The following is an 11,716-nucleotide window of genomic DNA, read 5'->3' on the forward strand; positions in this document are numbered from 1 at the left end:
TTGGCCGCGACGCTTGCCGGTAGTCGGGATCGCGGCCGAGGCCGAGGCCGCTCCCACACTGTTCGGGGCGCAGGCAAAAAAAGACCCGCCGTGTGGCGGGTCGGGAGGGAATCGCCCGGGCGGGGGCCTCGGGCGAATCGGGCGTCGCCCCCATGCACAGGGGCGACACGCAGGACGGTAGGGCTCAGGCCAGTTCGTCGAAGCACTCGGCGACGATGGCGATGCCTTTTTCCAGCTGCTCGTCCGGAATGGTCACCGGCATCAGGAAGCGCAGCACGTTGTAGTAGGTGCCGCAGGACAGCAGGATCAGGCCCTTGTCGCGGGCACGGGCGACGATCTTGCCGACCAGTTCGGCGGCCGGCTTGTCGTGGTCGCCGCCCTCGAACAGCTCGATGGCGACCATCGAACCCAGGCCGCGCACGTCGCCGATCACCTTGTGCTTGGCGGCGATGGCGTTGAGGCCGGCCTTGAGCTTCTCGCCCACGGCCTGCGAACGCTCCAGCAGCTTCTCTTCCTCGAACACTTCCATCACGGCCAGGGCCGCGGCGCAGGCGATCGGGCTGCCGGCGTAGGTGCCGCCCAGGCCGCCCGGGGCGATGCTGTCCATGATCTCGGCCTTGCCGCACACGCCGGAGATGGGGAAGCCGCCGCCGACCGATTTGGCGAAGGTGGTCAGGTCCGGAACGATGCCCAGCTGCTCGGTGGCGAAGAAGGTGCCGGTGCGGCCGGCGCCGGTCTGCACTTCGTCGGCGATCAGCAGGATGCCGTGCTGGTCGCACAGGGCGCGCAGGCGCTGCATGAACGGCTTGGAGTTGACGTAGAAGCCACCCTCGCCCTGCACCGGCTCGATGATGATAGCGGCGATGTCCTGGGGCTGGGCGTCGTTCTTGAAGATGCGCTCGATGCTGGCGATCGACTCGTCTTCGCTGATGCCGTGCAGCGGGCACGGCGCCAGGGCGCGGAACACGCCGCCCGGCATCAGGCCCATGCCGGCGGAGTAGGGCACGACCTTGCCGGTCAGGCTCAGGGTCATCATGGTGCGGCCGTGGTAGGCGCCGGTGAAGGCGATCACGCCGGCGCGGCCGGTGGCGGCACGGGCGATCTTCACCGCGTTCTCCACCGCCTCGGAGCCGGAGGTGACCAGCAGGGTCTTCTTGGCGAAGTCGCCCGGCACGCGCTTGGCGATCTGCTCGCACAGGGCGATGTAGGGCTCGTAGGCCAGCACCTGGAAGCAGGTGTGGGTCAGCTTGGTCAGCTGCTCCTGCACGGCGGCGATCACCTTCGGATGCAGGTGGCCGGTGTTCAGCACGGCGATGCCGCCGGCGAAGTCGATGTACTCGCGGCCGTCGACGTCCCACACGGTGGCGTTCTCGGCGCGCTCGGCGACGATCGGGTGGATCTGGCTGACGCCACGGGCCACGGCGGCCTGGCGACGTTGCAGGAGGGATTCGTTCTTGCTCATGTTGTCCTCATAAGCCGCTTCTTGGGCGGCCCGGTCCAAGGATGATGACGGGGCGGGGTGGGCGCTTCAGCTAACGATGATCGAACTGTCGCCTACCCGCTGGCCGTCGGCTGGGTCAGCCGGTGCCACCACCGGAAACGCCGACGCCGGGTGACCACGACTCCTGCCTGTCACCCGACACCCACGGATCACTGCCCGGCGGCCTTATACGCCACCGAGACACATGTACTTGATTTCGAGATAGTCCTCGATGCCGTACTTAGAGCCTTCGCGGCCGAGGCCGGAGGCCTTCACGCCGCCGAACGGCGCCACTTCGTTGGAGATCAGGCCGGTGTTGATGCCGACCATGCCGTATTCCAGGGCCTCGGCGACGCGGAACACGCGGCCCAGGTCGCGGGCGTAGAAGTAGGAGGCCAGGCCGAACTCGGTGTCGTTGGCCATGGCGATCACTTCGCCCTCGTCCTTGAAACGGAACAGCGGGGCCAGCGGGCCGAAGGTCTCTTCCTTGGCCACGGCGGCATTGTTCGGCACGTCGACCAGGATGGTCGGCTCGAAGAAGCTGCCGCCCAGGGCGTGCGGCTTGCCGCCGGCGACCAGCTTGGCGCCCTTGCCGAGGGCATCCGCGATGTGTTCCTGGACCTTGGCCACGGCCTTCTCGTCGATCAGCGGGCCGGTGGTGGTGCCGTCTTCCAGGCCGTTGCCGATCTTCAGCTTGGCCACGGCGGCCTTGAGCTTCTCGACGAAGGCGTCGTACACCGAATCCTGGATGTACAGGCGGTTGGCGCAGACGCAGGTCTGGCCGTTGTTGCGGTACTTGGAGATCAGCGCGCCTTCCACGGCGGCATCCAGGTCGGCGTCGTCGAAGACGATGAACGGCGCGTTGCCGCCCAGTTCCAGGGACACCTTCTTGATGTCATGGGCGCACTCGGCCATCAGCTGGCGGCCGATCTCGGTGGAGCCGGTGAAGGTCAGCTTGCGCACGATCGGGTTGCTGGTCAGCTCGCCGCCGACTTCGCCGGCGCTGCCGGTGACCACGCTGAACACGCCCTTGGGAATGCCGGCGCGCTCGGCCAGCTCGGCCAGGGCCAAGGCGGAGAACGGGGTCTGCGAGGCGGGCTTGAGCACCATGGTGCAGCCGGCGGCCAGGGCCGGGCCGGCCTTGCGGGTGATCATCGCCGCCGGGAAGTTCCACGGGGTGATGGCGGCGGTCACGCCGATCGGCTGCTTGATCACGATCAGGCGCTTGTCCGGCTGGTGGCCCGGAATCACGTCGCCATAGACGCGCTTGGCCTCTTCGGCGAACCACTCGATGAAGGACGCAGCATAGGCGATCTCACCCTTGGCCTCGGCCAGCGGCTTGCCCTGTTCCAGGGTCATCAGGCGGCCCAGGTCGTCCTGGCTGGCCATGATCAGCTCGAACCACTTGTGCAGCTTCTGCGCGCGCTCCTTGGCGGTCAGCGCGCGCCAGGCCGGCAGCGCCTTCTCGGCGGCCTCGATGGCGCGGCGGGTCTCGGCCGCGCCCATCTTCGGCACGCTGCCGAGGATCTCGCCGGTGGCCGGGTTGTTGACCTTGATGGTCTGGCCGCTGTCGGCGTCCAGCCAGGTACCGTCGATGTAGGCTTGCTGGCGGAACAGCTGGGCGTCTTTCAGTTGCATGGCGTTCTCCTGTACACGCGGCGCCACGGAGGCAGGCAGTCGGAAGATGGAAGATAGCCGACCAGGACGGGCCGGGCGTTTGAAATGTCAAACGAATGCTAGGGCCGGCGCGGGCAAAGGGCAAGAGTCATGTTCGATAAAATCAACAAAATAACGAAAAAGAATGAATGACCAACGAGCGTCGGTCATTTCTCGCTCAACCCCGGGGCAAGCGAGGCGGCGCCACGCATCGAGGCGCCGGGCGCGGCGCCTTCGCAGGTGTTCGGAGTGTTCGATATAAAGAACGAACGTGTCGCGGTGCCGCGCCACCTGTTCGCCTCGCGCTACGCCTCAGCCGCGCAGGGCGTCGCGGTGCTGGCTGGGGCTCTGCCCGGTCCAGCGCTTGAAGGCGCGGCTGAAGCTGCTGCTGTCGGCGAAGCCCAGCAGGTAGGCGATCTCGCTGATCGAGCAGTCGGCCTCGCGCAGGTGGCTCAGCGCCAGGTCGCGGCGGGTGTCGGCCAGCACCTGCTCGTAGCTGCTGCCCTCGTCGCTGAGATGCCGCTGCAGGCTGCGCAGGCTCAGGTGCAGGCCGTGGGCCAGGACCTCGGCGGACGGCTCGCCGTTCGGCAGGCTCTGTTCCAGGGCGCGACGCAGGCGGCGCACCATGGTGTCCGGCTGCAGCGCTTCGAGGCGCTTCTGCAGCACCGTTTCGTTGTGCGCCGCCAGTTCCGGGTTGCCGTCGTCCAGCGGCCGGTCCAGGTCGGCGCTGGCGAAGCACAGCACGTCCTCGGCGGCGGCGAAGTGGATCGGCGCGCGGAACACCTCCTGCCAGGGCCGCGGGTCGTCCGGCGGCGGCCGGCGCAGGTGCACGGCCAGCGGCGCGTAGTCGCGGCCCAGGCGGTTGCGGCAGGTACGCACATAGATGGCGGCGAAGGCGTCGATCGCCTCGGGCGCCGGCGGCGGGCTGTCCGCCGGCAGGCGGAAGTGCAGTTCGCAGGTGCCGCCGAGGTCGCGCAGGCTCAGTTCCAGCGCGTCGCTGACCACCTGGTGGTAGCGCACGATGCGCTCGAACACTTCGCGCAGGCTGCTGCTGGCCATCACCGCCATGCCCAGGGCGTGGAAGGTGGTGGGTGCGACGTGGCGCGAAGTATCCAGGCCCAGGGCCGGGTCGGCGCTGGCGGCGACCGCCAGTTGCCACAGGCGGGTAGTGGCGTCCAGCGGGTAGCGGGCGTTGGCGTCCTCCATCAGGGCCGGGTCGAGGCCGGCCTCGCGGCAGAGCGCGGCGCTGTCCAGACCGAGGGCGTCGAGCTGCCGGCGCAGGGCGCGGGTCCAGCTGGCCAGGGTGGTGGGTACGGTCGTGGTCGGGCTATGCATGGCTGTGGTTCTGCTCGCCGGGGCCACCTGGCCGTCGCATGCGGCGGTCGGTGGGCACGGCTTGTCGTTATGGGGCATCGCTGGCCCGGGAAAAGGCCGGTGCGCATGGCGCACCCTACCGCGAATGACGGGATACGAACGTATTCGTGGGTTCAGGCCGCCGATTTTTAATCAATAACGGCGGCGACGGGCAACCGTTTCGCCGTTTTCTCCGTCACGCCTGCGCCGCCGCGCCCGTGGCCTGGACCGCCTATCAGGGTTTTAAGTTAAAAATGACTGAAGTCAATGTTAGATATTATTAGTTTGTTGTGAGTTTTGCGGCTCGGCACACTACGCGCCTCTGTCAGCCAAGCCGTCTGCCTCACAAGGGAAGACGGTAGTGGCCACCACAGCGGGCCGGCTGACAGGGCTTTCCCTCCGTCGGTGTTCCGGTTCCTGGTCATGCATCCTGTCGAAGATTTCCAACCCACCTATAACTACCGCGTGGTGCGTCAGTTCACCCTGATGACCCTCCTCTGGGGCGTCCTGGGCATGGCGATGGGCGTCGTCATCGCGGCCCAGCTGGTATGGCCCGAACTCAACCTGGGCCTGCCCTGGACGAGCTTCGGGCGCATCCGCCCGATCCACACCAACCTGGTCATCTTCGCCTTCGGCGGCGGTGCCCTGTTCGCCACCTCCTTCTATGTGGTGCAGCGCACCAGCCGGGCGCGGCTGATCTCCGACTCCCTCGCCAGCTTCGTGTTCTGGGGCTGGCAGGCGGCGATCGTGGCGATGCTGCTGAGCTACCCCCTCGGCTACACCACCTCCAAGGAATACGCGGAGATGGAGTGGCCCATCGCCCTGTGGGTGACCCTGGTGTGGGTCGTCTACGCCTACCTGTTCTTCGGCACCATCGCCCGCCGCCGGGTCAGGCACATCTATGTGGGCAACTGGTTCTACGGGGCCTTCATCGTGGTCACCGCGATGGTCCACATCGTCAACCACCTGGCCACGCCGGTGAGCTGGCTCAAGTCCTACCCGTTCTACTCGGGCGCCACGGACGCGATGATTCAGTGGTGGTACGGCCACAGCGTGGTGGGCTTCATCCTGTCGGTCGGCTTCCTCGGCATGATGTACTACTTCGTGCCGAAGCAGGCCGAGCGGCCGATCTACTCCTACCGCCTGTCCATCGTGCACTTCTGGGCGATCATCGCGCTGTACATCTGGGCCGGCCCGCACCACCTGCACTACACCGCGCTGCCGGACTGGGCGCAGACCCTCGGCATGGTGATGTCGGTGATCCTCCTGGCGCCCAGCTGGGGCGGCATGATCAACGGCATGATGACCCTCTCCGGCGCCTGGCACCGGCTGCGCACGGACCCGGTGCTGCGCTTCCTGGTGGTGTCCCTGGCGTTCTACGGCATGTCCACCTTCGAGGGGCCGATGATGGCGATCAAGACCGTCAATGCCCTGTCCCACTACACCGACTGGACCATCGGCCACGTGCATGCCGGCGCCCTCGGCTGGGTGGCGATGATCAGCATCGGCACGCTCTACCACATGATCCCCCGGCTCTGGGGACGCGAGCAGATGTACAGCGTCGGCCTGATCAACGCGCACTTCTGGCTGGCGACCATCGGCACCGTGCTGTACATCGCCGCCATGTGGGTCAACGGCATCACCCAGGGCCTGATGTGGCGCGCGGTGAACGAGGACGGCACCCTGACCTACTCCTTCGTCGAGGCGCTGGAGGCCAGCCACGCCGGCTACCTGGTGCGGCTGATCGGCGGCGGTGTGTTCGCCAGCGGCATGCTGCTGATGGCCTGGAACTGCTGGTGCACGGTGCGCAGCGGCGACCCGCTGCGGGCCGAAGCGGCGGCGCTGGCATGATCGTCGTGCCCGCGCTGCTGTCCCTGCTGGTGACGCTCTTCTGCCTGCTCGCCCGGCCCGCGCGCGACGAGGCGGAGCAGGCGGCGCTGCTGCCGTTCGCCGACGACCCTCCCGCCGCCCGCAGGCTGGAGCGCGACACCGGGCTGCGCTGCGAGGCGCTGGTCGAGGTGCCCTTCGAGCCTCTTTCCCGACCTCCGGGCTTCCATCTGGATGCCTGAATCATTCCATGGTCCAGGGATGGACACTCCCGACGCCCGCCCCGGCGTCTTCAGGCCCTCCGCGTCGTCGCAGGGCCTCTTTTCTTGATCAGTACCTGCCCATGACGTTTCGCACTTCCCTGAAAACCTGGTTCGCCGGCTTCCTCCCGGCGGTGCCCGCCACCCATCCGCGCGAGTGGCTGCGCGTGGCCTGCGGCTGCTTCCTGGGCATGCTGGTCAGCCTGCTGCTGTGCCTGAAGCTGTTCCCGGAGCCGCTGCTGATGTACCTGTTCGGTCCGCTGGCGGCCTCGTCGGTGCTGCTGTTCGCGGTGTCGTCCGGGGCGCTGGCCCAGCCCTGGTCGTTCCTGGCCGGCTACCTGGTGGCCACCCTGGTGGCGGTGGCCCTCGGCCAGGGCTTCGGCTATTCGATCCCGCTCGCCTGCGGCGCGGTGGGCCTCAGCGTGCTGTTCATGAGCCTGCTGCGCTGCCTGCACCCGCCGGCCGGCGCGGTGGCGCTGTGCGTGCACCTCAGCGGTGTGGCCGTGCAGCAGCACGGTTTCGGCCTGCTGCCACCGATCCTGATCGCCGCCACCTGCCTGCTCGGCTGCGCGCTGATCTACAACAACCTGACCGGTGTGCGCTATCCGAAGCGGCCCGACAACCCCGACCTGCACCACACGCGCGACCCTTCGGCGGAGCTGCGCGTGGGCATTTCCGACGACGACCTGGAGCACGCGCTGGAGGACTTCGGCGAGTTCGTCGACATCACCCGCGACGACCTCGCCAGGCTGGTCCGCGCCACTGAGCGCCACGCCCTCAAGCGCGGCATGGGGCGCATGGTCGCCGAGCAGATCATGTCCCGCGACCTGCGCTGCGTCGGCCCGGGCACGCGCCGCGAGCAGGCGCTGGCCATGCTGCGCCGCCACCGCCTGCGCAGCCTGCCGGTGCTGGACGACGACAAGCGCCTGGTCGGCATTGTCAGCCTGGTCGACCTGATCAGCCGGCCGCGCGGCGTCAGCCCGTTCCTGCCCTGGACCCTGGGCAAGCGCATCCTGGTCGGCCAACTGATGACCAGCCCGGTGCGCTACGTGGACAGCCAGGCCCACGTGGTCGAGCTGATCCCGCTGCTGTCCACCCAGGGCCTGCACTGCCTGCCGGTGCTGGAGCAGGGCCAGCTGGTCGGCATCATCACCCAGACCGACCTGATCGCCGCCCTGCAGCGCAACCTGCTGGAGCACCTGGCGTAGAGGCATCACCCCACGTAGGGCGGGTGCAACCCGCGTGAGCGGGCGTGTCAGATCATCGGGTCCCAGCGCTGCGACCAGTCGCTGCCATGGGCCACCACGTCGCGCAGGCAGTCGATGGCCTGGCGCAGCGAGGCGGGGCAGCGGTCGCGGGAATACAGCAGGTACACCGGGTAGGTGAACTCCGGCGCCTGCGGCACCAGTTCGAGCATGCCGCAGTCCAGGTAGCTCTGGATCACCCGCGTGCGGAAGTAGCCGGCGCCGCCGGATTCGAGGATGTACTGCAGGGCCAGCGGGCCGAGGTTGAAACTGACCTCGGCGCGGGTGTTCTGCGGCAGCGCCGCGTTGTGCCGGTGGCGGAAGTCCTCGCCCCAGTCGACGAACACATAAGGCCCGGGTTGGTGCGGGTTGCGCACCTGGACCAGCTTCTCCTCCATCAGCAGCTCCACCTGCACCCCCTGCCAGTACAGCGGGTGGTAGACCAGGGCGGCGTCCAGCGCGCCCTGTTCCAGCCGGCGCAGCAGGTTGACGCCGTCGCCGATGTGGCTGTGCACGGCGTGCCTCGGCATCGCCTGGCGCAGGGCGAGCACCCACTTCAGCATCAGCGGGTTGCACAGGCTCGGCTCGCCGCCGATGTGCAGGATTTCGGCGCAGCTCTGCGGCAGCGGCAGCTCCTGCTGGGCCGCCTCCCAGGCGATCACCATGCGGTTGGCGAAGTCGACGAAGGCCTCGCCGTCGGGTGTCAGCCGGGCGCCGGAGCGGTTGCGCACGAACAGGCTGCAGTTGAGCTGGCTCTCCAGGCTCTGCACGCGCGCGGTGATCGCGGCCTGGGTGAGGTGCAGGTGCTCCGCCGCGCCGACGAAGCTGCCGCAGCGGACGATTTCCAGAAAGGTGCGTGCCAGGTCGACGGCCATCTCGGCTCCGGGCGGGGGCAGGGGGTGGTGATTATAAGTGCCAGGCCCGTGCGGGTCAGGTTGGCATTCTCGGTCAACAGGTTGGCGCGGTCGGTCGGGCGGGACGGCGGGGCCTGGCGCACTCTAGCCTGGCCTGAACACAACAACAGTCCGCGGCGCATCGCGCCGGAACCAGAGGATGCGTGCATGAACCCGACTCCCTCGACCCACCAGCAGCGCTCGGCGCACATCCGCTCCGTGGTGATGGCGCATGGCGAAGAACTGCGCCGGCGCTACCCGATCCTGCAGCACCAGGACGCCATCGGCGCCGGCATCCTGACCTTCGCCCTGGCCGGCATGATCGGCAGCGCCTGGCTCTACGCCGAGGGCGCCATCGCCTGGTGGGCGTGCCTGCTGGCCAACGCCTTCTTCGCCTCGCTGACCCACGAGCTGGAGCACGACCTGATCCACTCGATGTACTTCCGCAAGCAGCGCGTACCGCACAACCTGATGATGGGCCTGGTGTGGATGGCCCGGCCGAGCACCATCAACCCGTGGATCCGCCGCCACCTGCACCTCAACCATCACAAGGTGTCCGGCACCGAGACCGACATCGAGGAACGCGCCATCACCAACGGCGAGCCCTGGGGCTTCGCCCGCCTGCTGATGGACGGCGACAACGTGATGTCCTCGTTCATCCGCTTCCTGCGCGCCGAGACCTGGGAGCGCAAGAAGATGATCGTCAGCCGCACGCTCAAGGGCTACGCGCCGCTCGGCCTGCTCAACTGGGGCGCCTGGTACCTGTTCCTCGGCTTCCACCTGGTCGACTTCGTCGCCTCCGCGGCCGGCGCCCCGATCGCCTGGTCGGCCACCACCCTGGCGGTGATGGACGTGATCACCTTCGCCGTGGTCGTGCTGGTCGGCCCGAACGTGCTGCGCACCTTCTGCCTGCACTTCGTCAGTTCCAACATGCACTACTACGGCGATGTCGAGCTGGGCAACGTGATCCAGCAGACCCAGGTGCTCAACCCCTGGTGGCTGTGGCCGCTGCAGGCGTTCTGCTTCAACTTCGGCAGCACCCACGGCATCCACCACTTCGTGGTCAAGGAGCCCTTCTACATCCGCCAGATGACCGCGCCGGTGGCGCACAAGGTGATGCGCGAGATGGGCGTGCGCTTCAACGACTTCGGCACCTTCGCCCGCGCCAACCGCTGGGAGCCGCTGAACAAGCCGGCCACCGCACCGCTGCGCCAGACTGCCTGATCCCCTCCTGTCCGGGGGCCGCTCGGCCCCCGTCGTTTTCGCTGGAACCCCGATGAATATCCTGATCGTTCACGCTCATCCCGAGCCGCAGTCCTTCTGCACGGCCATGAAGGACCTGGCGGTCGTCACCCTCGAAGGCGCCGGCCACCAGGTGCGCGTCTCCGACCTCTACGCCATGCACTGGAACCCGGTGGCGACCGCCGCCGACTTCCGTACCCGCAGCAACCCGGACTACTTGGTCTACGCCCTCGAACAGCGCCACGCCCAAGCCCAGGGCGAACTCGCCCCGGACATCGCCGCCGAGCTGGATAAGCTGCTCTGGGCGGACCTGGTGATCCTCAACTTCCCGCTGTTCTGGTGCTCGGTGCCGGCCATCCTCAAGGGCTGGATCGACCGCGTGCTGGTGTCGGGCGTGTGCTACGGCGGCCTGCGCTTCTACGACCGCGGCGGCCTGGCCGGCAAGCGCGCGCTGCTCAGCTTCACCCTCGGCGGGCAGGACCACATGTTCGCCGACGAGGCCGCCGTGCACGGCGACTGGGAGCCCATGCTGCGCCCGCTGCAGCGCGGCACCCTGGCCTACGTCGGCATGAGCGTGCTGCCGCCGTTCGCCGCCTACCACGTGCCCTACGTCAGCCAGGAAGCGCGCGAGGACATCCTCCGCCAGTACGGCGACTACCTGGGCCGGCTGGACGACCTGCAACCCCTGCGCTTCCCCTCGCTGGCGAACTTCGACCGCGCCCTGCGTCCGCTCGCCCAGGAGGTGCCGGCATGAAGACCTGGATCTGCGTCATCTGCGGCCTGATCTACGACGAGGCCAAGGGCTGGCCGGACGACGGCATCCCCGCCGGCACGCCCTGGGCCGATGTACCGGACGACTGGCTGTGCCCCGACTGCGGCGTGAGCAAGGCCGATTTCGACATGCAGGAGCTCTGAGCGACAACCCGCATGGACGCCCGCGAAGCGGATGCGTATGATTGCGCCCCGCAACGCATCCGTAGCTCAGCTGGATAGAGTACTGCCCTCCGAAGGCAGGGGTCGTGGGTTCGAATCCCGCCGGATGCGCCAGACCGAAGTTTCCAGCCCGTCCACGGACGGCTGCGAAGCGCAGACGAAGCCCGCCACCGTGCGGGCTTCGTCGTTTCCGGGCCGGTGCCACGGGTGTCACCAGTCGGAGGACGTCGCCGGTTGCGTATCGGCGGCTAGTCTTTAGCGATAGGATGGCGCGGCGCACGTTCCAGAAAAAAGCGGTAGGCATGAAATGAATTCGGACGAGGACCTGCGAGAGGTCGAGAAGGGGCTGGGGCAGGATTCGGCGGTGCCCGGGCCGGCGGCGGACGACGACAAGCCGGACGCCCTGACCGACGTGGCGCCGGCACGGCCCGAGGATGTGGCCAGGAAGATCCTGCGCGAGGCCTTCAAGGCCTTTCCCATTCCCGGCAAGAAGTGAGGCCGCTTCCGGCGGGGTGAGCGGCCTCTTTGGAAGGCCCCGGGTGAAAACCCGGGGCCTTTTTCGTTGGGCGATGTTCCCGTGTGCTGCGTAGGGTGCGCCGTGCGCACCGGTCGTAGTCCGGATTTCATCCGGGCTAAAAGCCATGTCGTACCTCACTTGGTGCGCACGGCGCACCCTACGAGGCACATGTGCCCATTCGTGGGAGCGGCTGGGAGGTATTCCGATTGGCCGCGAAGCAGGCCCCGTTCGCGGACAAGTCCGCTCTCACAAGGGCTTGAGTTCAGCCGCAACAGTCAACTTGGGCAGAGCCCTTATAAACGGGCATGGAG

The 11,716-nt window shown here is 67.9% G+C and carries 11 protein-coding genes and 1 tRNA gene; 8 read left to right on the top strand and 4 right to left on the bottom strand.

Annotation, left to right across the window (positions count from 1 at the left end; all coding sequences use genetic code 11):
* Nucleotides 1–184: 184 nt before the first annotated feature.
* The 3 genes from gabT to N5D30_RS22315 form a co-directional block, all read right to left on the bottom strand.
* Nucleotides 185–1,462: a 4-aminobutyrate--2-oxoglutarate transaminase gene (gene gabT / locus N5D30_RS22305; protein WP_220811213.1), complete on the bottom strand. Its 1,278-nt coding sequence runs from the start codon at nt 1,460–1,462 to the stop codon at nt 185–187.
* Between the two features lie 204 nt (nt 1,463–1,666).
* A complete protein-coding gene (gene gabD, locus N5D30_RS22310; RefSeq protein WP_279910720.1) occupies nt 1,667–3,118 on the bottom strand; it encodes an NADP-dependent succinate-semialdehyde dehydrogenase in 1,452 nt (483 codons plus the stop codon).
* A 330-nt stretch (nt 3,119–3,448) separates the two neighbouring features.
* On the bottom strand, nt 3,449–4,471 hold the full coding sequence (locus tag N5D30_RS22315) for an AraC family transcriptional regulator (protein WP_279910721.1): 1,023 nt from the start codon (nt 4,469–4,471) through the stop codon (nt 3,449–3,451).
* A gap of 441 nt (nt 4,472–4,912) precedes the next feature.
* Here N5D30_RS22315 and ccoN point away from each other — a divergent pair, with 441 nt between their 5' ends.
* The 3 genes from ccoN (at nt 4,913) to N5D30_RS22330 (ending at nt 7,784) form a co-directional block, all read left to right on the top strand.
* Nucleotides 4,913–6,340 (top strand): cytochrome-c oxidase, cbb3-type subunit I, encoded by a 1,428-nt coding sequence (ccoN, locus tag N5D30_RS22320; protein ID WP_279910722.1) that lies wholly within the window; start codon nt 4,913–4,915, stop codon nt 6,338–6,340.
* On the top strand, nt 6,337–6,558 hold the full coding sequence (locus N5D30_RS26125) for a hypothetical protein (RefSeq protein ID WP_347881210.1): 222 nt from the start codon (nt 6,337–6,339) through the stop codon (nt 6,556–6,558). The genes ccoN and N5D30_RS26125 overlap by 4 nt, the downstream gene beginning before the upstream one ends.
* A gap of 101 nt (nt 6,559–6,659) precedes the next feature.
* Complete coding sequence (locus N5D30_RS22330) at nt 6,660–7,784, top strand: HPP family protein (RefSeq protein ID WP_279910724.1); 1,125 nt, start codon at nt 6,660–6,662, stop codon at nt 7,782–7,784.
* 47 nt (nt 7,785–7,831) lie between these two features.
* On the opposite strand, the gene N5D30_RS22335 is transcribed toward N5D30_RS22330, so the two are convergent.
* Nucleotides 7,832–8,695: a LysR family transcriptional regulator gene (locus N5D30_RS22335; RefSeq protein ID WP_279910725.1), complete on the bottom strand. Its 864-nt coding sequence runs from the start codon at nt 8,693–8,695 to the stop codon at nt 7,832–7,834.
* Between the two features lie 186 nt (nt 8,696–8,881).
* Here N5D30_RS22335 and N5D30_RS22340 point away from each other — a divergent pair, with 186 nt between their 5' ends.
* The 5 genes from N5D30_RS22340 (at nt 8,882) to N5D30_RS22360 (ending at nt 11,384) form a co-directional block, all read left to right on the top strand.
* On the top strand, nt 8,882–9,937 hold the full coding sequence (locus tag N5D30_RS22340; protein ID WP_279910726.1) for a fatty acid desaturase: 1,056 nt from the start codon (nt 8,882–8,884) through the stop codon (nt 9,935–9,937).
* Between the two features lie 52 nt (nt 9,938–9,989).
* Nucleotides 9,990–10,709 (top strand): NAD(P)H-dependent oxidoreductase, encoded by a 720-nt coding sequence (locus tag N5D30_RS22345; protein WP_279910727.1) that lies wholly within the window; start codon nt 9,990–9,992, stop codon nt 10,707–10,709.
* Nucleotides 10,706–10,870 carry a rubredoxin gene (locus N5D30_RS22350; RefSeq protein ID WP_220811221.1) on the top strand — a complete coding sequence of 55 codons (165 nt, stop codon included), beginning with the start codon at nt 10,706–10,708 and terminating at the stop codon, nt 10,868–10,870. Before N5D30_RS22345 ends, N5D30_RS22350 begins: the two co-directional genes overlap by 4 nt.
* 55 nt (nt 10,871–10,925) lie before the next feature.
* Nucleotides 10,926–11,002: transfer RNA gene (locus N5D30_RS22355), tRNA-Arg, on the top strand.
* A gap of 193 nt (nt 11,003–11,195) precedes the next feature.
* Nucleotides 11,196–11,384, top strand: a complete 189-nt coding sequence (locus N5D30_RS22360; RefSeq protein ID WP_279905812.1) for a hypothetical protein — start codon at nt 11,196–11,198, stop codon at nt 11,382–11,384.
* Nucleotides 11,385–11,716: the final 332 nt, after the last annotated feature.

The sequence above is a fragment of the Pseudomonas sp. GD03875 genome, from assembly GCF_029840585.1.
Classification (GTDB): Bacteria; Pseudomonadota; Gammaproteobacteria; order Pseudomonadales; family Pseudomonadaceae; genus Aquipseudomonas; species Aquipseudomonas paralcaligenes.

Excerpts from the sequence above, each read along its gene's own strand:
- N5D30_RS22315 (WP_279910721.1), bottom strand. The coding sequence starts at position 4,471 with ATGCATAGCCCGACCACGACCGTACCCACCACCCTGGCCAGCTGGACC.
- ccoN (WP_279910722.1), top strand. The coding sequence starts at position 4,913 with ATGCATCCTGTCGAAGATTTCCAACCCACCTATAACTACCGCGTGGTG.
- N5D30_RS26125 (WP_347881210.1), top strand. The coding sequence starts at position 6,337 with ATGATCGTCGTGCCCGCGCTGCTGTCCCTGCTGGTGACGCTCTTCTGC.
- N5D30_RS22345 (WP_279910727.1), top strand. The coding sequence starts at position 9,990 with ATGAATATCCTGATCGTTCACGCTCATCCCGAGCCGCAGTCCTTCTGC.
- N5D30_RS22335 (WP_279910725.1), bottom strand. The coding sequence starts at position 8,695 with ATGGCCGTCGACCTGGCACGCACCTTTCTGGAAATCGTCCGCTGCGGC.
- gabT (WP_220811213.1), bottom strand. The coding sequence starts at position 1,462 with ATGAGCAAGAACGAATCCCTCCTGCAACGTCGCCAGGCCGCCGTGGCC.
- N5D30_RS22330 (WP_279910724.1), top strand. The coding sequence starts at position 6,660 with ATGACGTTTCGCACTTCCCTGAAAACCTGGTTCGCCGGCTTCCTCCCG.
- N5D30_RS22350 (WP_220811221.1), top strand. The coding sequence starts at position 10,706 with ATGAAGACCTGGATCTGCGTCATCTGCGGCCTGATCTACGACGAGGCC.
- gabD (WP_279910720.1), bottom strand. The coding sequence starts at position 3,118 with ATGCAACTGAAAGACGCCCAGCTGTTCCGCCAGCAAGCCTACATCGAC.
- N5D30_RS22340 (WP_279910726.1), top strand. The coding sequence starts at position 8,882 with ATGAACCCGACTCCCTCGACCCACCAGCAGCGCTCGGCGCACATCCGC.
- N5D30_RS22360 (WP_279905812.1), top strand. The coding sequence starts at position 11,196 with ATGAATTCGGACGAGGACCTGCGAGAGGTCGAGAAGGGGCTGGGGCAG.